The sequence below is a fragment of the Microtetraspora fusca genome (genome assembly GCF_001570365.1).
Classification (GTDB): Bacteria; Actinomycetota; Actinomycetes; order Streptosporangiales; family Streptosporangiaceae; genus Microtetraspora; species Microtetraspora fusca.
Genome location: NZ_BBYK01000061.1, coordinates 63,756 through 88,435, shown reverse-complemented (window position 1 = coordinate 88,435; position 24,680 = coordinate 63,756). Strand labels below are relative to the sequence as shown.

Genomic DNA, 24,680 nt, shown 5'->3' with positions numbered 1-24,680 from the left:
AGGCTTTTCATGGCATTGATGGACTCGAAGGTCTGGGCGGGATCGGTATTCAGCGACGGCTGGACCGCCTCGCGCGCGGGGAACGCGCCGGTCATCGAACCGGCCACCGGGAGCGAGATGGCCCGGGTGGGCGTCGCCGGTCCCGAGGACGTCGCGGCGGCCGCCGTGTCGGCGAGCAAGGCCCAGCGCGACTGGGCCGCGGCGAGCTTCGAGGAGCGCGCCGCGGTCCTGCGCCGGGCCGGACAACTGTTCGAGGAGCACGCCGAGGAGATCCAGGGCTGGCTCATCCGCGAGTCCGGGGCGATCGCCGGCAAGGCGGGCTTCGAGACCCACGTGGCCGCCGGGGAGTGCTACGAGGCGGCCGCCCTGGCGTCGCAGTCGCCCGGAGAGATCCTCCCGACCGCCAAGAAGCGCCTCAGCCTCGCCCGGCGCGTCCCGGTCGGCGTGGTCGGCGTCATCGCGCCCTTCAACGCGCCGCTGATCCTCGGCATCAGGTCGGTGGCGCCCGCCCTCGCCCTCGGCAACGCCGTCGTCTTCAAACCGGACCCGCGTACGGCCGTCTGCGGCGGCGTCGCGATCGCCCGCGTCTTCGAGGAGGCCGGCCTGCCCTCCGGCGTCCTGCACATGCTGCCGGGCGGGCCGGAGGCGGGGGAGGCGCTCGTCGCCGACCCCAACATCCCGGTCATCTCGTTCACCGGCTCCACCGCCGCCGGGCGCAAGATCGGCGAGGTGTGCGGCCGGCTGCTCAAGCGGGTCCATCTGGAGCTGGGCGGCAACTCCGCCCTGGTCGTCCTCGACGACGTCGACCTGGACCGGGCCGTCTCGGCCGGGGCCTGGGGGTCGTTCTTCCACCAGGGGCAGATCTGCATGACCACCGGGCGGCACCTCGTCCACGCCTCGATCAAGGACGAGTACGTGGAACGGCTCGCCGCCAAGGCCGCCGCCATGCGGGTCGGCAACCCGGCCGTCGAGGATGTCGCGCTCGGTCCGCTGATCGACACCCACCAGCGGGACAAGGTCCACGGGCTGGTCGTCGAGAGCGTCGAGAGCGGCGCCCGGCTCGTGACCGGAGGCGCGTACGAGCACCTGTTCTACCGGCCCACCGTGCTCACCGACCTCACGCCGCAGGCTCCCGCGTACGCGCAGGAGGTCTTCGGCCCGGTCGCGCCGGTCGTGGCGTTCTCGACGCCGGAGGAGGCCGCCGCGCTCGCCCGCGCCAGTGAGTACGGCCTCTCGCTCGGCATCCTCACCCGGGACGTGATGAAGGGCCTCGCGCTCGCCGACCTGATCCCGACCGGCATCGTCCACATCAACGACCAGACCGTGGACGACGAGGCGGTCGCCCCCTTCGGCGGGCTCGGCGCGTCCGGCACGGGGGCGCGTTTCGGCGGAGGCAGGGCCAACACCGAGGCGTTCACGCACACCCAGTGGGTCACCATGCAGAGGGATGTCGCGGGATACCCGTTCTGACATGCCCGGCATGAACAGCGAACGTTCGGGCGAGCCGGGCCGGGTGCTGCTGATCGTGGGGTTCGTCCTCGCGGCGCTGAACCTCCGGCCCGCGCTCGCGGGCGTGTCACCGCTGCTCACGGACATCATGCGGGATCTCGGGCTCACCCCGGCCGCGGGCGGCGCCATCACCACGATCATGGTGGCCTGCCTCGGCCTGCTCGCGCCGCTGGCCCCCGCGCTCGCCGGGCGGGTCGGCCTGGACCGCACACTGCTCGCCGGCCTGATCCTCCTTGCCGCCGGAGTGGTCCTGCGCAGCGTGGACGGCCTCGCCGCCCTGTACGGCGGAGCCGCCCTCGCGGGGGCCGCCATCGCGATCATGAACGTCGCCATGCCGGCGATCGTCAAGCTGCACTTCCCGTCCCAGGTCGGGCTCTACACCGCGGTCTACGTCTCGTGCCTGGTGGCCGGAGCCGCCGGGGCCTCGGCCACGATGGTCCCGCTGGCCCGCGAGTACGGCTGGCGGACGGCGGCCGGATCGGCGGCGGCGCTCGCGGTCGTCGCCGCCGTGTTCTGGGCTCCGCAGGCGTTCCGCCGCCCGTCGATCAAGAGGGCGCCGGCCGGGCACCGGCCGTACCTGAGGCTGCTCCGCAGCCGGATGACGTGGTACGTGACGGCGTTCTTGGGCCTGCAGTCGCTGACGTTCTACGTCATGCTGGCCTGGCTGCCCACGATCTTCCAGGACGCGGGCCTCCCCGCGGACCAGGCCGGTTACCTGCTCGGCCTGACGAACCTGGCCCAGATCGCGGCGACGCTGACCGTGCCCGCGCACGCGGGCAACGCGCGGTCGCAGGTGCCGCACATCGTGGTCGCGGTGCTGCTCACCGCCGCCGGGTACGTCGGGGTGCTGGTGGCCCCCGCGACCGTCCCCTGGGTGTGGATGGTCATCCTCGGTCTCGGACAGGGCGCCGCCATCGCGCTGGCCCTGCTCATCATCGCGCTGCGCGCGCCGGATCCGGCCTCGGTGACCGCGCTCTCCGCCGTCGCCCAGTCCAGCGGGTACGTCCTGGCCGCGGTCGGCCCGATCCTGTTCGGCCTGCTGCACGAGCTGTCCGGGACCTGGTCGCTGCCGCTGCTCGCGGGCCTTGGCGCGTGCGCCGTCCAGCTCCTGTTCGGCTGCCTGGCCGGGCGGCCCGAGGGCCGCCGGGTTCAGGCCGGATCGAGCGGACGCAGCTCGTCGGCGTAGCTGACCGACAGCCGGCGCATCATCCCGTCGTCGCCGATGGAGTACTGCCCCAGGCGCCACAGGGGCGGCGAGTAGGCGTGGATCGACACGCTGCCATGCTCGACGCCGGTCAGCCGGTGGATGTGGTCCGGCCCGAAGGAGAACGAGTCGCCCGCCGCGACGGTCGTCTCCAGGTGCCGGCCGCCGATCCTGGGGTTGCTCTCCGTGAGGGTGCCGTTCACCACCCGGACCGCGCCGGAGGAGACGTCGTGGTCGTGCCACCCGGTGTCGTCCTCGGGCCGCCAGCACAGCAGCCACACGTCCACGTACGCGTCCCGATGGAGCGAGGCGTAGTGGCGGCCGCCGTCCTCGCTCCCCTCGAAGTTGAGGTGCTCCTTCCACAGCTCGGGCCGGGCGGCGAGGTCGTTGACGAGCGCCGCCAGCTCCCGGCGGTCCAGCGCGCGGGCCGGCAGCCGCTCGTAGGGCGTGTCGCTCCCGGCGACCTGGGCTGTGGGCGTGCTCATGGCTGCGGTTCCTTTCCTGTCGGCGCCGTCGGGGGCATCGGCGGTCGGGTGTGCTGTTCGGGGCGCTGATGGGCGCGCGGCAGCGGCTCCGGGCGCGACGCGGGCCGCGCCGCCGCGTCCCGTGGGCCGCCCAGCAGGCGGAGCGCGTTCGCCGTGCCGACGGCGTGGCGGGCCGCGGCGCCGAGGTCCGGCCACGCGGCCTCCGCGTACGGCTGGTCCGATCCGGTGACGACGACGTCGATGCCCAGCTCCCGGATCACCGCGTCGACGGCGCGCGGGCCGTAGGAGGAGGTCTCGACGAAGACGTCCGGATCCACCCGGCCGCGGCCGGGCGCCCCCCGGCTCATGGCACGTTCCGAGTGGAGCGGCGCCAGCCCCGCGAGCAGGGCGAAGCAGATCCGCAGGGTGGGATGCCGGGGTCGCCCCACGGCTCGGAACGCGTACCAGGCCGCGTGCATCTGCTGCACGTACGGCACGACCGGGGCCCACCAGGGCGGGCTCCCGTGCGGGACGGCGGCCGGCCCCGGATGGACGAACAGCGGGAGGTCGCGCTCGGCGAGCACGTCGAGCAGCGGGGCCGCGGCCGCGAAGCCCGCCGCGTCCAGCAGCGCGGTGGCCGGGAGCTGGAGCCCGACGAAACCCTCGTCCAGGGTGCGCGACAGCCGTACCGGATCGGGGTCGGTCACCGGGGCGGCGGCCCAGGCGCGGAACGGGGCGGGCAGCGCTCTCGCTCCCGCGTGGTAGGCGTCGATCAGCGGCCACGCCTCGTCCGGCGGCAGGATCTCGATCCCGAGCGGGCTGGACAGGGAGACCAGGGCGAGGTCCAGCCCCGCGGCCCGTCGAGCCCGGACGGCCGGGTCGTGGTCCTCGGGGTTCACCTCGTACGGCGGCTCGCCGTCCAGGAGGAGGGTCCAGCCGTCGAGGCGGGGCGGCGCGGTACGGCGGCGCAGGGCGTCGACGAACGGCGGCGTCCAAAGGTGCTGGTGGACGTCGATGCTCATCCTCACCCTCCTCTTCTCGCTATTCCCTACTCATAATAAGGGTTATTAGCCACTGGAAGGGCGGGTGCCGTGAGTGTGTCGAGGTGAGACGGCCGCGCCGCCCGGCGACCGAGGAGCGGTCGGGGCGGCGCGGGCCGGTGGTACGTGAGGGGCGGGAACGGGGAGGAGGTGAGTCGGGCCGTCAGTCGTTGACGCGGAGGATCAGCTCCAGGACCCAGCTGATCACGCCGATGAGGAGCGCGCCCCAGAAGGCGGCCATGAATCCCTCGACGTGGAACGGCAGCTTGAGCTGCTCGGACGCCCAGCTGGTGAGCAGGAGCAGGCCGGCGTTGACCACCAGTGCGAAGAGGCCGAACGTGAGCACGTAGAACGCGCAGCCCACGAACTTGATGACCGGCTTGATGACCGCGTTCACCAGGCCGAAGATCAGCGCCACCGCGAGCAGAGTGCCGATCTGTTTGGAGGTGGTGTCTGCGGTGAGCACGATGCCGTCCACCAGCTTGGTGGACGCCCACAGCGCCGCCGCGACGATCAGAATCTTGATGATGACCTTCACGTAAAGGAGTCTTCCACGCCAGGGCGCGCTGTGGGCATGCCGGGATTTCGGCAAAAGGCGGCCGGGCTTCGCCGTCGGGGGCCGAGGAGGCGTCCATCCCGCGCTCAAGAAGGTCGCTGCGTCGCGCTCGCGCGGAGAATGTCCGTTTCTCGCCGGACATCTAGCATTAATTGCCTCAAACCTGGGGAAATCACCTCGATGGGGGTGGGGAGGATGGACGTGGAAGACCTTGAGCGGCTGTCCGCCAGGGAACTGCACGACCGCGCCGTCCGCTATGCCGTACGGCACGGTGACCTCGGGTTCCTCTGGCGCCTGCTGAAGGCGATTCCGGCGGCGGAGGCGGCCAGCGGAGACCGCGAGGAGACGGCCAACGACCTCAGCAGAGTGTCCGCGCTGCTCAGCGATGCCATGGCGGCGGGCGAGGGGCGTCTCGGAGAGGCGTTGCGCCCGGTCTACATCGCGTACCTCGCCGAGCACCCTGACGCGTGACTATGGGCGAGGGGTCGGCCATCGGTGCATGATGGCGCCGTGGCCGACACACGTGTCCTCGTCGTGGACGACGAACCAGAGGTGCGCAACGCGGTCTCCCGCGCGCTGCGGCTGGAGGGATACCAGGTCGCCGGGGCGGCCGACGGCGTGACCGCGCTCGCCTCGATCATCGCGACCCGCCCTGACCTGGTCGTCCTCGACGTGATGATGCCGAACATGGACGGCCTGGAGGTCTGCCGGAGGCTCCGCCAGGGCGGCGATCGCACCCCCGTGCTCATGCTGACCGCCCTCGGCGGCGTCGGCGACCGGGTCGTCGGCCTGGACGCGGGGGCCGACGACTACCTGATCAAGCCGTTCGCGCTGGAGGAGCTGTTCGCGCGGGTGCGCGCCCTGCTCCGCCGTACGGCCCCGGCCGGGCCGGTCACGCGGTACGCGGACCTGGTGCTGCTGCCGGAGAGCAGGCAGGTCCGGCGGGGCGCGCGCGTCATCGACCTGACGAGGACCGAGTTCGCGCTGCTCGACCTGCTCATGTCCAACGGAGGCCAGGTGCTCACCCGCGAGATCATCCTTGAACGCATCTGGGGATACGAGTTCACTCCGGGTTCCAACTCCCTGGAGGTCTACATCCGCTATCTGCGCCGGAAGACCGAGGCGGCCGGGGAGCCGAGGCTGATCCAGACCGTGCACGGCCTCGGGTACACGCTCAGGGAGCAGTCGTGAAGATCCGCTGGCGGCTCGCCCTCGCCTCTGCGCTGGCTGCGGCGATCAGTGTGATCGTCGCCGTCGTCGCCGCGTATCTGATCACCTGCCGGAAGGTCGAGAGCGCGCTCGGGAGCTACGAGGCGTGGCCGGACCGGCCGCCGGCCGGGGCACTGGCCGCTTTGGGGGACGTCGACGATCTCGGCTGGCCGTTCCTCGCCGCCGCTCTCGGCGGGCTCGTGCTGTCGGGCGGCCTGGGCTGGATCGCCGCGTACACGGGCCTGCGGCCGGTCGGCACCCTGAAGGACGTCGCCGAGCGGGTCGCCACCACGCGCGACCTCACGACGCGCATCGAGGTCCGCAAGGACGACGAGCTGGGCAGCCTGGCGCGCAGCTTCAACACGATGCTCGACGCCCTGGAGCGTTCCGCCCGGGCGCAGAAACGCCTGGTCGCGGACGCGTCGCACGAGCTGCGCACCCCCTTGACCGCGCTCCGGACGAACGTCGAACTGCTGATCAGAGGCGGGCTCGCGCCGGAGGACCGCGACGAGATCAGCAGATCGGTGACCGTCGGTCTCGAGGAGCTGACCGTGCTGATCTCCGACGTGGTCGAGCTGGCCAGGGACGAGGAGCCGGCCGCGCTGGTCGAGGACGTGCGTATCGACGAGGTGATCGCCCGGGAGGTGTCACGGGCCTCCGCGCACTGGCCGTCCACGTCGTACCGGGTCTCGGTGCAGCCGGCGGTGGTGCGGGGCGTGTCCGATCGCCTGTCCCGGGCGGTGGCCAACCTGCTCGACAACGCGGGCAAGTACAGCCCGCCGGGTGGCGCCGTCGAGGTGCGCCAGGCCGGCGGCGTGGTGACCGTGCGCGACCACGGGTCGGGGATCGCCCCCGAGGATCTGCCGCATGTCTTCGACCGGTTCTACCGGGCACCGGACGCGCGGTCCAGGCCCGGGTCGGGGCTGGGGCTCGCCATCGTGCGCCAGGTCGTGGACAGCCACGGAGGGAGCGTGGCGGCGAGCGCCGCCCCCGGCGGCGGCACGCTCGTCCGGCTCGACCTGCCCTTGCACAAGGCCGGCGTCCCCCTGTACGAGCCCGACCTCCACCTGGCCGATCCGGGCCGAGTCAGCGGGAACCGCTGACGCATCTCCCCGAGCACGAGGCAGGCGTCCTTGGGGCGTCCTCGCATGGCGGGGCGCGGCGTCCCGCCCCGTGCCGGGCCGCGGCGGGACGTGCGCACGGCGCCTGGTGCCGCGTCTCCGGCGCCGTATGAGCGCCCGATCGCCGTTTCCAAGGGAAGGCGGTCGGTCTTGCGTGGCCTTGTCGAAGGCCGCGCGACCGAGGTGGAAACCCCACCGGGACATGACCCGTTCGTGGTGTGGCCGTCGGTACTGTAGAAGCAGGTCAAGGGGGCCATGGCTCCACAGATAAGGCTTTGCCGATAAGGACGCGGAGGGGGAACCGCGTCCGGATAGCGGGAACCGCCGGTGCCTTTGGGGAGGGTATCCCGGGCGGACCGCTTTCAGTCGGGGCCGGGCAGTTGGGGGACTGTCCGGCCCCGACGCATGTCTGCCATCGGGTCTCCTCCCGAACCGTCCCAAGCGGCAGCTCGACCGTGACCGCGCGGGCTGACGGCGCGCGGGATCCCGGCCTGCGGCTTCCATTCGACCAGCGTGCCGACGAGGGCCGATTGCGTACGGCACGACATGCCTGCCCTGGAAACTCGGCTTTCACAGGGGTATCTCCTGCCCCTTTTCTGTTATCTTTTCGCCCGCGCCGTTGGGCCTTTTCCTGTTTCGGTCTTCTGCTTTCACGAGGTCCGCGGGTGCGCGGCCTTTTCTCATTTTCTCCGGCCGATTCGCCGGCGCCCGGCGTGCGACTTTCGAGTCGCGATCTCGTACGGCGACGCCCTTGTCGGTCGCCTCTCGCCGACCGGCCGTCCTCGACGATGTCCCTCGTCACCGGCTTGATCGCTCTTCAGGGGACCGCGTTCCGATGCCCTCCGCTCTCGTGATCGCCTGCGCCGGCGCGGCGGGGCGCGGGACTGGGGTACGCTATGCCGCCGTTTTGCCTGGCGGCGCGGAACGCGCTGATCGGCGCTTTACCTTAACGAAGCGGCCTTTGCGATGCGTCCCCGCGGAAATCCCCTCATACGCGCGGCTTCCGGCATACGGGCGCGGCCCGCATTAGATCGTTTTTAGGCAAACCGGTAGATCTTTTGCCCTCTTTGCGTGATTTCGTTTGCTTTGTCATGTCTTGGTGTGTAGTGTCCATATTGCTGCCGACCGGTGGCTGGACTTTTCAGGAGAGGAGACCTTGCGGGAGACCCCCGCCTGACCTCCGGATCCGGGTCCTTACGGCCCGTCCGTTCAACGCGATCATCGGCCCTCTACCGATGGACGCGTGCAGCGCACGAATGTGCATCTCAGTGGCGATCGACATCACTCGACCCGCTCCGCGCCCCGTGCCTGGCCCGCCCTTGACCTCGCAGGCCTGATACACGACGCACGCGGCCGTCCCCGTCGTCTCACGAAAGATCTCAATCCTTCATGAACACGCTGTTTGGCCTGCGCAAGAACCGGAAGCTGACCGCTCTGACCGCCGTCGCCGGCGCCGCCTTCGTCGGTGTCAGCGCGCTCGGCGCCACTGCGGCCCACGCCGCCCCCGCGTCGGTTGCGCCGGTGAAGGCCGCACACACCTCCCACACCGCTCAGGCCGCGCAGGCTCCGGAGATGGAGCAGACGCTCTTCAGCGGTAGCACCAAGGGCTCGTACTTCTGGGACGACGCCTCCGGCCGCCAGGGTGACACGGGCATGCCGGCCATCGGCAAGCCGATGCAGAAGGGCCTGTTCTCCAGCCCGAGCTGGCCGCTCGGCACCGAGGGCTACGTCATGTACAAGGGCAAGAAGGCCAAGTTCTTCATCGGCGACCGCGGCCCCGGCGTCCCGTCCGAGAGCGGCGTCATGATCGACATCGACGGCAAGACCTTCGCCGAGCTGACCGGTGGCACGTGGAACACCAACACGCTGACCGTCGAGAACAACGGCGGCGAGGGCCACATCAAGATCGACTACGTCGTCACCAAGTGGGGCAGCGGTCCCGGCACCAAGGGCGCTCCCCAGCCCTTCTCCTCCGGCGCGTGGAGGGGCTGAGCCGGTCGGTTCGCCGGTGATCTCCTGAAACTTGGCGCTCCCCGGGCCGCGGCCCGGGGAGACGGCAACGAATGTGCGTGACGCCGCGGAGACTGCTAAGGTTACGAGCGTTCGCAGGCGCCGCTAGCTCAGTTGGTTAGAGCAGCTGACTCTTAATCAGCGGGTCCGGGGTTCGAGTCCCTGGCGGCGCACAGCAAAGAAAGCCCAGGTCGGCAGAGCCGACCTGGGCTTTCTTCGTCTGTCGGCCGACATGTCCGGCCGGGCGTCCGGTGTGGCCGGCTTCGGGGGAGACCGGTCCCCGTGTCGCGTCGGGACGCGGGGACCGGCGAGGGGTCAGCCCAGTCGCTGCCAGAGCGCCGGGGTGTTCGGCGGCTCCCACCCGGTGAGAGCGGTGTGCGCCTGGAGGCAGCGGTAGCTCGCGCCGCCGTAGGTGACCTGGTCACCCGCCTTGTACGCGGTGCCGGCCGCCCAGGTGCCCGCCGGGATGGACGGGCTCGTCGACGGGCTCGGGCTGGGGCTGGGGCTCTGGCTCACCGTGGGGCTGGGGCTGGGGCTGGGGTCGGGCCCGTCGCCCACCTGCAGGTCGATGCAGGAGTAGAAGGCGTTCGGGGTGTCGGCGATGTTCCAGATGGCGAGGACCTTCTGCCTGCCGGTACGGCCGCCGAGGTTCACGTTGTGGGTGACCGTGGCGCCCGGCTGGCGGCCCCCGTCGTCGAACACCGCGATGCGGGTGCCGCCGATGTAGTACTCCCACGTGCTCGTGGCGTGGCGGGCGGTCAGCACCCAGTTGAACTGAACGCTGTTCCCCACGCGGGTGGTCGGCCATGCCTTGCTCTCGTCGTCGAGCTGGGCGAAGCGGGCGTTTCCGCCGCTGCACGACCGCAGGCCCTTGGGGCCCTCCACACTCTGCGGCTCGTAGATGATCTCGCCGCAGTTCGCGACGCGACCTTCGGCGCACATGGCCTGCCTGCTGGCCGGCGACGACACGTAGCCGTGGGCCAGTGCGGGGGAGGCGAGGAACAGCGTGCTCCCGGCAGCGACGATCGCCGACGAGAGGAAGATGACCGCTTTGCGCATGTCACACTCCTTCATGCTGGGGGGTTACCCTAAACATAAAGGAAAGTTTCCTAACAGTAAACGGCTTCGTTACCTCATTTCGAGATCCTTGTCGAGGGGCGGAACGCCTTTCTTGATCCCGAAGTGAGCCGAACGGAGCTCTCCCACACTCCGACGCCGGTGGCCGACGGATGTCGGCCACCGGCGTCCGTGACGTCCCGTTCAGAGGGCGATCAGCACTCCGGCGTACGCGAGCACACCGATGAGCAGCCATGAGGCGAACCCGAGTGCGAGCGCGCGCAGTCCGGTGCGCCGCAGCGAGGCCAGGTGGACGCCGGTGCCCAGGCCGAACATCGCCGCCGCGAGCAGCCAGGTGTCGAGTGTCTTGATCGCGTCAAGGGCCGCCGGGGGCAGCAGGCCGGTGCTCCGTACGGCGACCATGGCGAGGAAGCCGACCACGAACAGCGGCACGATCGGCGGGCGCGCGCCACCCTCGACGGCGGTGCCCGCCCGGCGGCGTGCGATTCCCACACCCGCCAGGAGGGGGGCCAGCAGCGCGACCCTGGTCAGCTTGACGATCACGGCGGCGCCCATGGCGCCCGGTACGCTCGCGGCCGCCGCGACGACCTGGGAGACCTCGTGGACGCTCGCCCCGGCCCAGGCTCCGAACGCATGCGGATCGAGGCCGAGCGGGCCCCGGAGGAGGGGCAGCAGGAAGATCGAGAGCGTGCCGCAGATCGTCACCAGGCCGATGCCGGTCGCCACGTCCTCCTCGTCGCTGTCGGACACGCTGTTCATCGCGGCGATCGCCGACGCGCCGCAGACGGCCGTGCCCGTGGCGATGAGCAGCGACTGGCCGGGCGGCACGCCCATCCGGCGGCCCAGCCAGCGGGTGCCGAGGAACGTCGCGAGGGTGATGACGACGACCGCGCCGAGCATCGGCCCGCCCAGCCCGAGTACGTCCGAGACCGCCAGTTGGAGGCCGAGCAGGACAACCCCGGCGCGCAGGACCCGCTTGGTGACGAACCCCGTGCCGGCGCGGGCGCTCGGGCGGATCAGGCCGGTGTTGGCCGCGACCACTCCGAGCAGGATGGCGCCGGTGAGGGACCCGATCGCGGGGACGAGCCGGTTGATCAGTACGGCGAGGACGACTGCGGCGAGGGTGAGCGCGAGCCCCGGCAGTAGCGGGACAAGCCGCGAGCCGAGCGCCCGAGGCGCCGCCGGTTTATCGGTGAGCAACTTTCCTCCACTCTCGTTGTGCTCACCACGCTTCCGCTGCAGGTGGCCGCTCGCTAGCCGCGAGATGGCGACGGGTCCATAGGATGCTTCTATGAGGCTGAACAACTGGCCCGATCTTGAGGCGCTCGCCCTGCTGGTCACGGTGAGCGAGCTCGGAGGGGTCGGCCGCGCCGCCCGCCAGCTCGGCATCTCCCAGCCGTCGGCGAGCAGCCGCCTGCGGACCCTGGAACGGCGGCTCGGCGTGCCGGTGCTCCAGCGGCTGCCCATCGGCTCGCGGCTGACCGCCGAGGGCCAGATGGTGGTCGACTGGGCGCGCGAGGTGCTGGGCGCGGCCGACGCCTTGGTGACCGGGGTCACCGCGATGCGGCGCGAGCGCGGCGCCGCGCTCCCGGTGGCGGCGAGCATGACCGTCGCCGAATATCTCGTGCCGGGCTGGCTCATCGCCCTGCGCTCCACCGAGCCCGACGTCACCGTGGGCCTGCAGGTCGCGAACTCGGCCCGGGTCGCCGAGCTCGTGCTCGCCGGCGACGTCGAGGTCGGTTTCGTCGAGGGACCCTCGCTGCCGGTCGGCCTCGCCTCCCGGCTGGTGGGCCGGGACCGCCTGGTGGTCGTGGTCTCGCCCCGGCACCCGTGGGCCCGCCGCCGTACGCCGCTGCGCCCCCGCGAGCTGGCGGCCACACCTCTGATCGTCCGAGAGTCCGGATCGGGCACGCGGATCACGTTCGAGACGGTGATGGCGCGTTACGGACCGCTCGCCGAGCCGCTCCTGGAACTCGGGTCGAACTCCGCGGTGAAGGTGGCGCTCGCCTCCGGCGCGGGCCCGGCCGTGCTCAGCGAGCTCGCCGTCGGCGACGAACTGGCCGAGGGCAGGCTGGTGGCCGTCGCCCCCGAAGGCGTCGACCTCCAGCGGAAGCTGCGGGCCGTCTGGATCGAGGGGCGGCGGCTGGACGGTCCGGCGCGGTCGCTGCTCACCCTTGCCACGCGCGGCGCCGCCGCTCGTCGTCCACCCGGATCCTGACGCGCCATCGGCGGGCGTGATTCCGGTCTCCGTTTGCTCCGGTCTGGGCGGGACGGCCGTCGCGGTTCGACCGGCCGTCGCCGGGGTATGCGAGATCAGGCGTGTTGTCCACACGCGGCTTCCCGCGCGACGTCCGTCGCCCGCCGGCCGTCTGGACGTCTGGGCTGGATCCAGCGCCCGGCGGTCGTCTCATCGGCGCCGGTACGGTGCCCGGTCCGCGTAGACCTGTTCCGGGCGTGGACCTGGTTCCGGATCGGGGCGTCCATGCCGCACCGGCTCAGGACCGGCCGGCATCCGGATCCGGGACGGATCGACGTCTGATCGGCGCCGTCCCGGCCGGGCCGTACGGGCGCGTGTGGGTTCGATCGGCGGTGCTGCGGGGGTGACCGGTTGGCCGGTTCGGCACAGCGTGGGGCGGCGCATAGGGGGCCGCTCCACGCATGGCTGATGGAGGGCCTCCAGCAGGAGGATCTGCGGGCCCTGGGGCCGCACGGCTCGCAGTCCCCGGAGAAGCAGTACTCCTGGTGGCGCGTCATGTGCCTCACCGGGGTGGACTACTTCTCCAGCCTCGGTTACCAACCGGGCATCGCCGCGCTGGCGGCCGGGAGCGTCTCCCCGGTGGCCACCATCCTGCTCGTGCTGCTGACGCTGCTCGGCGCGCTGCCCGTCTACCGCCGGGTGGCCGTCGAGAGCCCGTACGGCCAGGGCTCCATCGCGATGCTGGAAGGGCTCGCGCCGCGCTGGTGGGGCAAGCTCGTCGTGCTGGTCCTGCTGGGGTTCGCGGCCACCGACTTCGTCATCACGATCACGCTGTCGGCGGCCGACGCGTCCGCGCACATCCTGGAGAACCCCTTCGTCCCGCGTGCGTTCTCCGGACAGCAGGTCGCGGTCACGCTCTTCCTGCTGGCCCTGCTCTCGGCCGTGTTCCTGATGGGCTTCACCGAGGCCATCGGCGTCGCCGTACTGGTGGTCGGCGTCTACCTGGTCCTGAACGCCGTCGTGGTCGTCCGGACGATCCAGTACATCCTGGCGCATCCCAACCTGATCGTGGACTGGGAGCGGATGCTCACCGTGCAGCACGCCAGTCCGCTGGGCCTGCTCGGCGTGTCGCTGCTGGTGATGCCCCGGCTGGCGCTCGGTCTGTCCGGATTCGAGACGGGCGTCGCGGTGATGCCGCTCATCAAGGGCAACCTGCCGGTACGCATCCGCGACGCCAAGCGGCTGCTGACCACTGCCGCGCTGATCATGAGCGCGTTCCTGATCTGCAGCAGCTTCGCCACGATCATCCTGATCCCGGAGAAGGAGTTCCAGCCGGACGGCAAGGCCAACGGGCGGGCCCTGGCCTACCTGGCGCACGCCTACCTCGGCAACGGCTTCGGCACGCTGTACGACATCAGCACCATCGGCATCCTGTGGTTCGCCGGCGCCTCCGCGCTGGCCGGCCTGATCAACCTCGTGCCGCGCTACCTGCCCAGGTACGGCATGGCGCCCGACTGGACCCGCGCCGTGCGCCCGCTCGTCCTCGTCTTCACGGTCGTCTCGTTCGCCATCACGCTCGTCTTCGACGCCAACGTGGACGCCCAGGGAGGCGCGTACGCCACCGGCGTGCTGGTGCTGTTCCTGTCCGCCGGCGTCGCCGTCACCGTGCACGCCCACCGGACCGGACGGCGCGGCCGCACCCGGGTCTTCGGGCTGATCACACTGGTCCTCGCCTACACGCTGGCGGACAACATCCGCTCGCGCCCGGAGGGCGTGAAGATCGCGTCGCTGTTCATCGCGGCGATCATCGTGATGTCCCTGATCTCGCGGGCCACCCGTTCCACCGAGCTGCGGGTGTCCGACGTACGTCTCGACACGCTCGCCCAGGAGTTCGTCTCCGAGTCGACCGGTGAGATCCATCTGATCGCGAACGACCCGCGCCGCCGCGACCAGGCGGAGTACAACGCCATGCTCCGCGAGCATTGGTACACGCACCGGCTGCGCAGTTCGGAGCCCGTCATGTTCGTCGAGGTCACCGTGCAGGACGCGTCGGAGTTCCGCAGCGAGCTGCGGGTCAGGGGAGACGTGCGCTACGGCCACCGGGTCCTCCGTGTCGAGAGCGCGACGGTGCCGAACGCCCTGGCCGCGCTCCTGCTGTACATCCGCGACCGCACCGGCGAGGTGCCGAACATCTACTTCCACTGGGGTGAGGGGAACCCGGTGCTCGCGATGCTGCGCTATCTGATCTTCGGCGGCGGTGACATTCCCGGGATGACCCGCGAGGTGCTGCGCGAAGCCGAACCGGATCCGGCGCGCCGCCCCCACGTCCACGTCGGTTGATCGGCCGTTTCACGGTCCGATGGCCGTAGGAAAGTCATCAACTTTCCGTCGAAAGACGTATATAAAGCATCAAGATCGCAGAAATGTCGCAAATATCGCGATTTCCTGGTAGGGGCAGTCGGTGGGGGTGGGGACCGTGCGGCGCTGCCCGCGACCGGCCGCGTCCGCCGCCGCACAGGGCGAACCAGGCGGTGACCTGCCGCGACCTAACCTGGTTCTGAACGGCGTGGGGAGATGAGGCACATGGCGCGTGGGCGGCTCCGGATCTACCTCGGCGCCGCTCCCGGGGTCGGCAAGACCTTCGCGATGCTCGGGGAGGGCCGCAGGGCGCAGGAGCGGGGCCGGGACGTGGTCGTCGGGCTCGTCGAGACGCACGGCCGCGCCCGCACGGCCGAACTGCTCGACGGCATGGAGATCATCCCCAGGAAGGCCATCGTCTACCGGGGGATGACCCTCACCGAACTCGACGTGGACGCCGTCATCGCCCGCCGTCCCCGCGTGGTCCTGGTCGACGAACTCGCCCACACCAACGTGCCCGGCTCGCGCACCGCCAAGCGCTGGCAGGACATCGACGAGATCCTCGACGCGGGGATCGACGTCGTCTCCACCGTCAACATCCAGCACCTGGAGTCACTCAACGACGTGGTCCAGGAGATCACCGGCGTCCCCCAGCGCGAGACCGTCCCCGACGAGGTCGTACGGCGGGCCGACCAGATCGAGCTGGTCGACATGTCGCCCGAGGCGCTGCGCCGCAGGATGGCGCACGGCAACGTCTATCCGCCGGAGAAGGTCGACGCCGCGCTGTCGAACTACTTCCGGGTGGGCAACCTGACCGCGCTGCGGGAGCTGGCCCTGCTCTGGGTCGCCGGAAAGGTCGACGAGCAACTCGACCGCTACCGCGCCGAGCACGGCATCGCCGGGACATGGGAGGCCCGCGAGCGCGTCGTCGTCGCGCTGACCGGCGGTCCCGAGGGCGACACCCTGGTGCGCCGGGCCACCCGCATCGCCGCCAGGAGCAAGGGCGCCGACCTGCTCGCCGTACACGTCACGAGGGCCGACGGGCTGGCCGGGCAGGACCCGGCGAGCCTGGCCAGGCAGCGGGCGCTGGTCGAGAGCGTCGGCGGCACCTACCACCAGGTGGTCGGCGACGACATCCCGCGCGCGCTGCTCGACTTCGCACGTGGCGTCAACGCCACCCAGCTCGTGCTCGGCGCGTCCCGGCGCGGACGGATGGCGCAGCTGTTCTCCCGCGGCGTCGGCGTCACCACCACCGCGATGTCCGGCTCCATCGACGTCCACATGGTGACGCACGAGGAGATCAGCAAGGGCAGGACCAGGGGCGCGCCGTCGCGGGCCGCGCTCACCCGCAGGCGGCGGGTGGCGGGCTGGGTCCTCGCCGGGCTCGGCATCCCCGGGCTGAGCGCCCTGCTGGTGCCGTTCCGCGCGGAGCTGACCCTCCCCAGCGAGATCCTGCTCTTCCTGCTCATGGTGGTCGTGGTGGCACTCGTCGGCGGCATGTGGCCGGCGATCACCGCGGCCGTGGTCGGGTTCGCCCTGCTCAACTGGTATTTCACGCCACCCATCTACACCTGGACGATCTCCAGTCCGGAGAACCTGCTCGCGCTGGCGATCTATGTGCTGGTCGCGGTCATGGTCAGCGCCGTCGTGGACGTCGCGGCCCGCCGTACGAGAGAGGCGGCCAGAGCGAGCGCGGACGCCGAGGTGCTCTCGACGCTCGCCGGGCACGTGCTGCGGGGAGAGGCGGCCCTGCCGTCCCTGCTCGGCCGGCTCAGGGAGACGTTCGGACTGGCCTCGGTCACCCTCCTCGAACGCCGCGGCGGCCGGCAGCCGGCCGCGGGGGACCAGTCGGACCCGGACGCCTGGGGCATCGTCGCCACCACCGGAGGCCCGCCGTGCGCCTGCCCCGGCACGGCCGACACCGACGTGGTCATCGATGAGGACCTGGTACTCGCCGCGCGCGGCCGGCTGCTGGACGCGTCCGACCGCAGGGTCCTGGAGGCGTTCGCGGCGGAGGCCGCCATCGCGCTGCGGCAGGAGCGGCTGGAGGAGGAGGCCGAGCAGGCCCGGCCACTCGCCGAGGCGGACAAGATGCGCACCGCCCTGCTCGCCGCCGTCAGCCACGACCTGCGCACCCCGCTCGCCTCGGCCAAGGCCGCGGTCGAGAGCCTGCGCAACACCGAGATCGACTGGACGGACGAGGACCGCGCCGAGTTGCTGGCCACCGCCGACGAGTCCCTGCTCAAGCTGGACCGGCTGGTGGCGAACCTGCTCGACATGAGCCGCCTCCAGGCGGGGGCGCTCGGCATCGCGCTGCGGCCGACCGCCCTGGAGGACATCGTGCCCCGGGCGATCGACGATCTCGGACCGCTCTGGGATCGCGTCGAAGCGGACATCTCGGTGGAGCTTCCCGAGATCACGGCCGACCCCGCCCTGCTGGAACGCGTACTGGCCAACCTGATCGCCAACGCCGCGCGCTACAGCCCGCCGGAGGAGAAGGTGCTGATCAACGCCAGCAGGCACGGTAGCCTCGTGGAGATCAGAGTCATCGATCGCGGCCCCGGCATCCCCCCGGAGGCGCACGACCGCGTCTTCCTGCCCTTCCAGCGCCTCGGCGACCGGGACAACCACACGGGTGTCGGGCTCGGGCTGGCCCTCTCACGCGGGCTGACCGAGGCCATGGGCGGCACGCTTGTGCCCGAGGAGACGCCCGGAGGAGGGCTCACCATGACCGTCACGCTGCCCATGGCCTGGACCACGGCCGCCGAGTACGCCTCCGAGCACGAACCTGTCCCCGGCTACGTCGCTCCCGCTCCCGATGGCACTTTGGTTCCTGACGGCATCGCGGCTCCCGAGCCCACGTGGGTTCCTGAAGGCAGTTCGGTTTCCGAGGGCGCTTCGGTTTCTGACGGCGCTTCGGTTTCTGACGGCGCTGCTGAGCCTGGGTACGACCCCCGTGCGGTCCTCGACGGCGCTGCGGGGTCCGAGCTTGATCCCGCCGCCACTGCTGACGGCACTCCCGTTCCCTCGGGTGCCGAGCGGTCCGATGTCGAAGCGCCCGACCGCGCTGCGAGCTTCGACGACCCTCCCGTTTCCGGCCGTCCTCCCGGTCCTGACCGAGATCAAGAGGCTGCCGGTGCCGAAGCCGTCGGCAGCGCTCAAGAGCGTGACAGCGCCCGCGGGCCCGGTGTTCGAGGGCCCCGGCCTCAGGGGGCGGACGGCTCTCCGGGGCCCGACGGCGGCGCCTCCTTCTCGTCCGGTGACGCGCCCGCGACGGAGCGCCGATGACCAAGATCCTCATCGTGGACGACGAGCCGCAGATCCTCCGCGCGCTGCGCATCAACTTCGCCGCCCGGCACTACGAGGTGGCGGTCGCCGCGGACGGTGGCTCCGCGCTCCGCCAGGCCGCCGACTGGCATCCCGACCTTGTCGTACTCGACCTGGGCCTGCCGGACATCGAGGGCATCGACGTGATCCACGGCCTGCGCGGGTGGAGCCAGGTGCCGATCATCGTGCTCACCGGCCGGGTCGGCAGCGCCGACGCGGTCAGCGCCCTCGACGCGGGAGCCGACGACTACGTCACCAAACCGTTCGGCCTCGACGAGTTGCTCGCCCGAGTCCGCGCCGCCACGCGCCGGGCGGCGGTGCAGCAGGCCGAGACCCCGGTGGTGCGGATCGGCGACCACACGATCAACCTGACCGACAAGACGATCTCGGGCGGCGTACGGCTCACACCGACGGAGTGGCACCTGCTGGAGCTCCTGCTGCGCAACCCCGAGAAGCTGGTCAGCCAGCGCCACATGCTCACCGAGGTGTGGGGGGCCACGTACGTGACGGCGACGCACTACCTCCGACAGTACATGGCGCAGCTCCGCCGCAAGCTGGAGCGGGATCCCGCCCACCCCGTGCACCTCATCACCGAGCCCGGCATGGGCTATCGCTTCCGCCCCTGACCGCGGTGACCGGTGACCGGTGCGGGGTCGGCGGGAGCCCGTCAGGTCAGCGGCAGAGCCGGTGTGAGGCCGTCCCTCATGGTGGGCGGAGCCGGCGGGAGTCCGTTCGCGACCGGAGGCCAGAGGCAGGGCCGGTGGGCGACTTCGTCCGTGTCCGAAGGCGGAGGCGGAGCCGACGTATGAGATCGTGACGCTTGTGCGTGCGCCCAGGGCGAGGACGGAGAGCGGTCAGGCCGCTCCACCCGCGACTGTGACGGCCGGCCGGACTCGGGCCGGATCTCGCCTCACGTCGTCCTCGGCGGATCTCCTGCCTCGCCCGGCCGGGCCGTACGAGTCAGGCGGGAACCGCTTCGACGTCGGCGACGATGACGCTGATGTTGTCGGGGCCGCCCCCCTCGTTGGCCAGCTCGATGAAGTGACGCACGGCCTCCTCACGATCGGCGATCGTGGTGAGCACGCGATGCAGGGCCTCGGGCTCGAGCACGGCGGTCAGCCCGTCGGAGCAGAGCAGGTAGCGATCGCCGGGGTGCGCCCCGCGGAGCGAGAGGTCGGGGTCGGCCAGGCCGCTCGTCTCCACCGCACGCAACAGGAGGGACCGGTTGGGATGCTTGGCCGCCTGATCGGGGCTCATCCGGCCGTCGTCCACCAGAGACTGGACAAGCGTGTGATCACGGGTGATCTGGTACAGAGCGCCATCACGCAGCATGTACGCCCGCGAGTCGCCCACGTGCGCGAGCGCGAAGCGGGAGCCGTCCCAGAGCATCGCGGTGATGGTGGTGCCCATCCGCTCAAGGGCCGGATCGCGGACCGCCAGATCTCGCAATCTGCGGCTGGCCTCCTGCACCGCCTCGTCAAGGGCGGCGACGGCGTCCTCAGGGAAGGGCCCTTCCTCCAGGCGGGCGAGGGCGGAGATCGCCGCCGCGCTGGCCACCTCTCCGTGACCGTGACCCCCCATCCCGTCGGCGATGGCGAGCAGTCGCTCGCCGGCGTGGAACGAGTCCTCGTTCTTCTTCCGGGAACGTCCGACGTCGGTTCCCGCGGCGTAGCGAAGTCGGTTGTGCGTCATGCTTTTGAGTAAAGCACTGGTTGAATGACTTCACAAGCTCCAGCTAAGCTGGCCGTCATGAGCCACGACGCCACAGTGAACGCGGGCGACATCGCCCGCCTAGCCGACGTCGGGAGGGCCGCGGTGAGCAACTGGCGCCGTCGGTATGAGGACTTTCCGCAGCCGGTGGGCGGCACCGCGTCCAGCCCGCTGTTCTCGCTGCCCGAGATCGAGGAGTGGCTGCGCAGGAACGGCAAGTCCTTCGAAGTGTCGCTGGGCGACCGTGTCTGGCAGGGGCTCAGGGCCGCCGTGGACGACCTCCGGCTGGGCGAGCTGAGCGGTTTCGCGGGGGCGTTCCTTCTTTACGTGCACCGGGATCCCGACGGCTGGCGCCGGCTCGCCGCCGCTCCCGACCTGGTCGAACGGCTGCCGCGTGAGGTCGCGGCGGCCACGGCCGACCTCCCGGTCCGGCCGGGCACCGGGCTGGAGGACGCGCAGCTCATCCGGTGGATCGCCGACCTGTCGGCGCTGCACGGACCCGCCACCGCGTTCGAGTTCGTCTGCGAGCGCTATGTCGAGGCGCACACCAGGCGGCTCGCGGTCACGCGGGGCGAGGTGGCGTCGCTCATGGGGCGGCTCGCGCGCCAGGCGTGCCCCGAAGGAGGCACGATCCTCGACCCCGCGGTCGGTGTGGGAACGCTGCTGCTCGCCGTTTCGGACACCGCCGTCCTCGACGGCGCGCCACCTGGTGCTCCGCCGGTCCGCATGCTCGGCCAGGAGATCAACGAGACCTCCGCTCTGCTCGCCTCGCTGCGGCTCCTCCTGCGCGACGCGAACGCGCGCATCGTGGCGGGCGACTCGTTGCGGCACGACGGATTCGAGGGCGAGCGGGCGGACGTGGTGCTGTGCGACCCGCCCTTCAACGAGCGGGCGTGGGGTCACGAGGAGCTGATCGGCGATCCGCGCTGGGACTACGGCGTGCCCCCGCGCGGCGAGCCGGAGCTGGCCTGGGTCCAGCACTGCCTGGCCCACGTGCGTCCGGGCGGCCTGGTGGCGATCCTGATGCCCGCCGCGGCCGCCGCCCGGCGTTCCGGCCGTCGGATCCGCGCGAACCTGCTCCGTGCCGGAGCCCTGCGCGCGGTCATCGGCCTGTCCGCCGCCGGGCCGGATCTCTGGCTGCTGCGGCGGCCGGAGGCGGGGGCGCCCTCCCCGGCGTCGATCCTGCTCGCCGACGCCTCCGACGACCTCTCGATCGTCGAGTCGGCCTGGCGGACCTACCTGGCCGACGCGGGTTACGACGGCACGAGTCTCACGGCCCGCGAACGTAGCGCCGACACGGACGCGGCCGGTCCTTCCACGCCGGAAGCTGCCCGGAGCGGCCTGTCCGCCGGTGCGGTGGCCGAAGGCCAGATGTCCGGCGGCGCGGTGGGTTCATCCGGTGCGGCGGATGCCGCGGGGCAGCGGTCGGCCAGTCCTGGGGCCGAAGGCCAGACGTCCGGCGGCGCGGTCCGTTCTTCCGATACGGCGGACGCCCGGGGGCAGTGGCTGGCCGGTTCCGGGGCCGAAGGTCAGGCCTACGGTGGCGCGGACGCTTTCGAGGCGGCGGGTGCCGGGAGAGGTCGGTCCGCCGGTTGGATCGGCGAAGGCCGGACCCACGGCGGCATCGACGCGGGGGATCCTTCCACGATGGACGGCCAGGCGAGGCAGGCCGAGGCGGTGGCGTCGGTAGGCGAGTTGCCGCGCTCCGCCCGGACCGTACGGATCATCGAGCTGCTCGACGACGAGGTGGACGTCAGTCCGGCTCGGCATGTTTCCTTGCGCGGTGACGCGCAGCGTTATCCCGGCGCCGGGCGCAGACTCCGCGACCTCGCCGAGGTGCTGGCCGAGGTGGCGGGGGCGCTACCTGACCTGGAAGTGCTGTCCGGGCGATCCGTCCTCCCTACGACCGCCATCACCGATCTGGCCAAGGCCGGGATGGTGTCGGTGCGGCATTCGGTGCTGAAAACCGCCGAAATGGGGGATCTCAGCGTATTGATGGCCGACGACCTCGCCCGGGGCGGAGCGCCGTCCGGTCGTACCGGCAACGAGCCCGGCCTTGTCACGGTGGCGGCCGGAGACGTGGTGGCCTCCACCACGACCGCACGCGTGATCGACCAGCCGGGCGCCGTTCTCGGCCCGCAGCTCTCGCTTTATCGGGTGGATCGGTCCCGGCTCGACGCGGACTTCCTCGCCGGTTTCCTGCGGTACGCGGCCGCCCGGGCTCATCCGGGAGCCAGCCGCGTCGACGTCCGCCGGGCTCGCGTCCCGCGGCTCTCGCTCGCCGAGCAGCGGGCGTACGGCGCGGCCTTCCGGCGGCTCGCCGAACTGGAAGACGCGATCAGGGACGTGGCAGAGGCGGGCGAGGCACTGATTCAGCTGGGGTTGGAGGGGCTGGTTGACGGCCGTCTACGACCGCGTGCGTGAAGGTGTAGCTTTTCCCGAAAGTTCGACGGGAGGGGCGGATGGTCATCGGTGACCGGTATGAGCTGGACGACCTTCCCCTCGGCCAGGGCGGCATGGGGGCTGTCTACGGCGGCCACGACAGGCGTCTCGACCGCAAGGTGGCGGTGAAGTTCCTCCGCTTCCCGGGAGGTCATGACGAGGAGCTGGAGCGCCGGTTCATCCGAGAGGCGCGCATCCTCGCCCGCCTGGAGCATCCGGGCGCGCCCGTCCTCTACGACTTCGGCACGTACGATCAGCGCCTCTTCCAGGTGATGCAGTTCATCGAGGGCGTCACGGTCGCCGACCTGGTCAGCGAGTACGGCCCGCTCCCGGTCCCGTGGGCCGCCGCGATCGCCGCGCAGGCGTGCGCGGTGCTGACCGCGGCGCACGCGCTGTCCATCTGCCACCGTGATCTCAAGCCGACGAACCTGATGCTCTGCCCCGACGGCAGCGTCAAGGTCCTCGATTTCGGCCTGGCGATGCTGCGCGAGTCGGACGGCGCCCAGTTCACCCGGGTCGGGCAGATCCTCGGCACCCCCGCGTACATGTCGCCCGAGCAGATCCAGCGCGGCGTCGCCGGCCCGAAGAGCGATCTTTACGCTCTCGGCTGTGTCCTGCACGAGATGCTGACCGGCAAGCCGCTGTTCACGGGGCCGACCGAGTACGCCGTGTTCGACAAGCAGGTGAAGGAACGCCCGCCGTCGGTGCCCGACGTCCCGGTCGAGCTCGACCGGCTGATCGCCGAGCTGCTGGAGAAGCAGCCGGAGAATCGCCCCGCCGACGCCGCCACCCTCTACGAGCGACTGCAGCCCTTCGCTGTCGACCTGCCCATGCTGCCGGGCTTCCTGCACCCGCCCTCGATGCCCAGCCCCGGCCGGATGTACGCGCGCATGGTCGGCCGCGTCTCCTGACCCAGGCCCTGCCGTATGTCCGCGCCTGCGGTCGGCAGTGTCCTCTGGCGCAGGTCTCGCCCGTATTTACAAGCGTGTGGTTGGCTGTGTGCTTTGACCCAGGTGTCGGTTGTACGTACGTGCGTATGGTCGGTCGTGTTCTCTGACCCGACGCCCCGGCGGTATGTCCGTGCGTATGGACGGCCGCGTCCGTGACCCAGGCCCCGGCCGTATGTGCCGACATGGTGGACCGTGTTCTTGGACCCAGGCCAGGTTGGCGTCGGTTCCCCCGATTGGGACGCTTTGATTGGTTGGGCGGAATCATGTGGCAGGAGCGAGGGGTGAGGGGCGAGGGCGAGATCAGGTGCGACGGGTCGGACGCGGGCCGAGGTAGGCGAACGCCCAGCGATCCTTTCCGGCCCGGTACAACCGATAGCGCTCCGGGCGTCGATAGCGGTCACGGTTGTGGAACTGGCAGGTGGGGCCGAGCCTGTCCAGGTCGGTGGCGCCGCCGTCGCTCCAGTTGTCGATGTGGTCGATCTGGCAGAGATGGGCGGGCAGTGGGCAGCCGTCCACCATGCACGACGTGTACCGGGCGAGGATGGTACGGCGTTGCGCAGCGGTGGCCCGCCGGACCTTGCGGCCCATGTCCAAGATCTCGCTGTCGGCGTCCATGACGAGACGGGCCACGCTGGAGGTGCGGGCCAGGCGGTGGATGTCCGAGACGGGTAGAAACTGTCCGGTGGCCAGCAGCAGCCCGGGCAGTCTGCGGCCGGACATCAGCCCAGCGGGCAGTGCCCATCCTGACATTCGCTCCCATGACCGGGAGTGATCGCTCTGAGATCCGTGCGGTGGAGATCCATTAAGGAATCCTTCGCCTCCGGAAGGATCGTTCCGGTGCTCCTTCCCGAGCGGTGTCGGGGCGGGCTTTCTCGACTGTGCGTACGCCGCTGATGCTGTACCCGCTGATGCTGTACCCGCTGATGCTGTACCTCGGGATGCCGTACCCGGGGATGCCGTGCCCGGTGGTGTCTGGGGCGGTGACGGGATCGCCGAATCCTTGGTTGGACGATGGCCGGAGCCTGCTGCGATGGATTGCAGACCGCCGGATGCGGCAACTCCTGACGGTGAATCGCCATGGTCGCCACGGTCGGAATGGTCGGCGCTGTCGGTCGTGGGCCCTGCAGTGCTTGGTGAGAAAGCGGCAGGCGAAGTGGTTGCTGGGGGAGCGGTGGCAGGGGGAGCGGGCGCGGAGGAACCGGTGGTGGGAGAAGCGGCCGTGGGCGAAATAGTGGTGAGGGAGGCGGCGGTAGTAGCAGCAGCAAAAGACGTGGTGGCAGGGCCGTGATCGGCAGGGGGGGGCACCGACTCCCTCCGCTGGCTGGGAACCGCCGCACTCCTTGGGGGGCTGAGGGCCGTCGTAGCCCTCGGTTGGCTGGGGGTGGTCGCATTTCTCGGTTGGCTGGGGGCGCGCGGTTCGTTGGGGGTTTCGTATTCGTCGGTTGGCTGGGGAGCGTCGGACTCCTCGGTTGGCTGGGGGCACCCCGTTCGTTGGAGGCCGTCGCA

The 24,680-nt window shown here is 71.1% G+C and carries 18 protein-coding genes, 1 tRNA gene and 2 pseudogenes; 13 read left to right on the top strand and 8 right to left on the bottom strand.

Translation table 11 applies throughout. The annotated features are described in order from the left end of the window. Positions 1-9: 9 nt before the first annotated feature. A complete protein-coding gene (locus tag AWQ68_RS28815) occupies positions 10-1,470 on the top strand; it encodes a benzaldehyde dehydrogenase (RefSeq protein ID WP_066946005.1) in 1,461 nt (486 codons plus the stop codon). A 10-nt stretch (positions 1,471-1,480) separates the two neighbouring features. Then, positions 1,481-2,695, top strand: a complete 1,215-nt coding sequence (locus tag AWQ68_RS28810) for an MFS transporter (RefSeq protein ID WP_066946136.1) — start codon at positions 1,481-1,483, stop codon at positions 2,693-2,695. On the opposite strand, the gene AWQ68_RS28805 is transcribed toward AWQ68_RS28810, so the two are convergent. From AWQ68_RS28805 to AWQ68_RS28795, 3 genes are all read right to left on the bottom strand, one after another. Continuing rightward, positions 2,659-3,198, bottom strand: a complete 540-nt coding sequence (locus AWQ68_RS28805; RefSeq protein WP_066946003.1) for a cysteine dioxygenase — start codon at positions 3,196-3,198, stop codon at positions 2,659-2,661. The genes AWQ68_RS28810 and AWQ68_RS28805 overlap by 37 nt on opposite strands. Continuing rightward, positions 3,195-4,199, bottom strand: coding sequence for an amidohydrolase family protein (locus AWQ68_RS28800; RefSeq protein WP_157545851.1), 1,005 nt, complete (start codon positions 4,197-4,199; stop codon positions 3,195-3,197). Before AWQ68_RS28800 ends, AWQ68_RS28805 begins: the two co-directional genes overlap by 4 nt. A 181-nt stretch (positions 4,200-4,380) precedes the next feature. Beyond that, positions 4,381-4,755: a phage holin family protein gene (locus AWQ68_RS28795; protein WP_066946001.1), complete on the bottom strand. Its 375-nt coding sequence runs from the start codon at positions 4,753-4,755 to the stop codon at positions 4,381-4,383. A gap of 213 nt (positions 4,756-4,968) precedes the next feature. Here AWQ68_RS28795 and AWQ68_RS28790 point away from each other — a divergent pair, with 213 nt between their 5' ends. The 5 genes from AWQ68_RS28790 (at position 4,969) to AWQ68_RS28770 (ending at position 9,286) form a co-directional block, all read left to right on the top strand. Continuing rightward, positions 4,969-5,244, top strand: coding sequence for a hypothetical protein (locus AWQ68_RS28790; protein ID WP_066945998.1), 276 nt, complete (start codon positions 4,969-4,971; stop codon positions 5,242-5,244). Between the two features lie 39 nt (positions 5,245-5,283). Continuing rightward, positions 5,284-5,964 carry a response regulator transcription factor gene (locus AWQ68_RS28785; protein WP_066945995.1) on the top strand — a complete coding sequence of 227 codons (681 nt, stop codon included), beginning with the start codon at positions 5,284-5,286 and terminating at the stop codon, positions 5,962-5,964. Beyond that, positions 5,961-7,085: a HAMP domain-containing sensor histidine kinase gene (locus tag AWQ68_RS28780; RefSeq protein ID WP_066945992.1), complete on the top strand. Its 1,125-nt coding sequence runs from the start codon at positions 5,961-5,963 to the stop codon at positions 7,083-7,085. The genes AWQ68_RS28785 and AWQ68_RS28780 overlap by 4 nt, the downstream gene beginning before the upstream one ends. 1,407 nt (positions 7,086-8,492) lie before the next feature. Further along, positions 8,493-9,095, top strand: a complete 603-nt coding sequence (locus AWQ68_RS28775; protein WP_066945990.1) for a hypothetical protein — start codon at positions 8,493-8,495, stop codon at positions 9,093-9,095. 117 nt (positions 9,096-9,212) lie between these two features. Continuing rightward, positions 9,213-9,286 (top strand) — tRNA-Lys (locus AWQ68_RS28770). A gap of 142 nt (positions 9,287-9,428) precedes the next feature. On the opposite strand, the gene AWQ68_RS46460 is transcribed toward AWQ68_RS28770, so the two are convergent. The 3 genes and pseudogenes from AWQ68_RS46460 to AWQ68_RS28760 all read right to left on the bottom strand — a co-directional run bounded on the left by AWQ68_RS46460 (position 9,429) and on the right by AWQ68_RS28760 (position 11,390). Further along, the gene (locus AWQ68_RS46460; RefSeq protein WP_505782075.1) at positions 9,429-9,629 is read right to left on the bottom strand and encodes a carbohydrate-binding protein; all 201 of its coding nucleotides are present in this window, start codon (positions 9,627-9,629) and stop codon (positions 9,429-9,431) included. A gap of 36 nt (positions 9,630-9,665) precedes the next feature. Next, positions 9,666-10,172 (bottom strand): annotated as a pseudogene (locus AWQ68_RS28765) (lytic polysaccharide monooxygenase auxiliary activity family 9 protein); the annotation flags it as partial. Between the two features lie 201 nt (positions 10,173-10,373). Continuing rightward, the gene (locus AWQ68_RS28760; RefSeq protein WP_066945985.1) at positions 10,374-11,390 is read right to left on the bottom strand and encodes a YeiH family protein; all 1,017 of its coding nucleotides are present in this window, start codon (positions 11,388-11,390) and stop codon (positions 10,374-10,376) included. A 91-nt stretch (positions 11,391-11,481) separates the two neighbouring features. On the opposite strand from AWQ68_RS28760, the gene AWQ68_RS28755 reads away from it, so the two are divergent. The 4 genes and pseudogenes from AWQ68_RS28755 to AWQ68_RS28740 all read left to right on the top strand — a co-directional run bounded on the left by AWQ68_RS28755 (position 11,482) and on the right by AWQ68_RS28740 (position 18,698). After that, positions 11,482-12,408: a LysR family transcriptional regulator gene (locus AWQ68_RS28755; RefSeq protein ID WP_066945982.1), complete on the top strand. Its 927-nt coding sequence runs from the start codon at positions 11,482-11,484 to the stop codon at positions 12,406-12,408. A gap of 447 nt (positions 12,409-12,855) precedes the next feature. Next, positions 12,856-14,727 (top strand): APC family permease, encoded by a 1,872-nt coding sequence (locus AWQ68_RS28750; RefSeq protein ID WP_066945979.1) that lies wholly within the window; start codon positions 12,856-12,858, stop codon positions 14,725-14,727. A 243-nt stretch (positions 14,728-14,970) separates the two neighbouring features. Then, a pseudogene (locus tag AWQ68_RS28745) lies at positions 14,971-17,496 on the top strand (DUF4118 domain-containing protein); the annotation flags it as partial. Positions 17,497-18,029: 533 nt separating this feature from the next. Beyond that, positions 18,030-18,698 (top strand): response regulator, encoded by a 669-nt coding sequence (locus AWQ68_RS28740; RefSeq protein ID WP_066945976.1) that lies wholly within the window; start codon positions 18,030-18,032, stop codon positions 18,696-18,698. A gap of 334 nt (positions 18,699-19,032) precedes the next feature. Here AWQ68_RS28740 and AWQ68_RS28735 read toward each other — a convergent pair whose 3' ends face one another. Continuing rightward, positions 19,033-19,764 carry a PP2C family protein-serine/threonine phosphatase gene (locus AWQ68_RS28735; RefSeq protein ID WP_066945973.1) on the bottom strand — a complete coding sequence of 244 codons (732 nt, stop codon included), beginning with the start codon at positions 19,762-19,764 and terminating at the stop codon, positions 19,033-19,035. A 57-nt stretch (positions 19,765-19,821) separates the two neighbouring features. Here AWQ68_RS28735 and AWQ68_RS45310 point away from each other — a divergent pair, with 57 nt between their 5' ends. Together AWQ68_RS45310 and AWQ68_RS28725 are read left to right on the top strand one after the other, a co-directional pair. Then, entirely contained in the window at positions 19,822-22,206 is a 2,385-nt protein-coding gene (locus AWQ68_RS45310) for an N-6 DNA methylase (RefSeq protein WP_066945970.1), read from the top strand. A 38-nt stretch (positions 22,207-22,244) separates the two neighbouring features. Further along, complete coding sequence (locus tag AWQ68_RS28725) at positions 22,245-23,135, top strand: serine/threonine-protein kinase (RefSeq protein WP_066945967.1); 891 nt, start codon at positions 22,245-22,247, stop codon at positions 23,133-23,135. Between the two features lie 339 nt (positions 23,136-23,474). Here the strand turns inward: AWQ68_RS28725 and AWQ68_RS45305 are convergent, their stop codons facing one another. Beyond that, a complete protein-coding gene (locus AWQ68_RS45305; protein WP_245656172.1) occupies positions 23,475-23,924 on the bottom strand; it encodes an HNH endonuclease signature motif containing protein in 450 nt (149 codons plus the stop codon). Positions 23,925-24,680: the final 756 nt, after the last annotated feature.

Excerpts from the sequence above, each read along its gene's own strand:
- AWQ68_RS28815 (WP_066946005.1), top strand. The coding sequence starts at position 10 with ATGGCATTGATGGACTCGAAGGTCTGGGCGGGATCGGTATTCAGCGAC.
- AWQ68_RS28810 (WP_066946136.1), top strand. The coding sequence starts at position 1,481 with ATGAACAGCGAACGTTCGGGCGAGCCGGGCCGGGTGCTGCTGATCGTG.
- AWQ68_RS28805 (WP_066946003.1), bottom strand. The coding sequence starts at position 3,198 with ATGAGCACGCCCACAGCCCAGGTCGCCGGGAGCGACACGCCCTACGAG.
- AWQ68_RS28800 (WP_157545851.1), bottom strand. The coding sequence starts at position 4,199 with ATGAGCATCGACGTCCACCAGCACCTTTGGACGCCGCCGTTCGTCGAC.
- AWQ68_RS28790 (WP_066945998.1), top strand. The coding sequence starts at position 4,969 with ATGGACGTGGAAGACCTTGAGCGGCTGTCCGCCAGGGAACTGCACGAC.
- AWQ68_RS28775 (WP_066945990.1), top strand. The coding sequence starts at position 8,493 with ATGAACACGCTGTTTGGCCTGCGCAAGAACCGGAAGCTGACCGCTCTG.
- AWQ68_RS28755 (WP_066945982.1), top strand. The coding sequence starts at position 11,482 with ATGAGGCTGAACAACTGGCCCGATCTTGAGGCGCTCGCCCTGCTGGTC.
- AWQ68_RS28750 (WP_066945979.1), top strand. The coding sequence starts at position 12,856 with ATGGAGGGCCTCCAGCAGGAGGATCTGCGGGCCCTGGGGCCGCACGGC.
- AWQ68_RS28740 (WP_066945976.1), top strand. The coding sequence starts at position 18,030 with ATGACCAAGATCCTCATCGTGGACGACGAGCCGCAGATCCTCCGCGCG.
- AWQ68_RS28735 (WP_066945973.1), bottom strand. The coding sequence starts at position 19,764 with ATGACGCACAACCGACTTCGCTACGCCGCGGGAACCGACGTCGGACGT.
- AWQ68_RS45310 (WP_066945970.1), top strand. The coding sequence starts at position 19,822 with ATGAGCCACGACGCCACAGTGAACGCGGGCGACATCGCCCGCCTAGCC.
- AWQ68_RS28725 (WP_066945967.1), top strand. The coding sequence starts at position 22,245 with ATGGTCATCGGTGACCGGTATGAGCTGGACGACCTTCCCCTCGGCCAG.
- AWQ68_RS45305 (WP_245656172.1), bottom strand. The coding sequence starts at position 23,924 with ATGTCAGGATGGGCACTGCCCGCTGGGCTGATGTCCGGCCGCAGACTG.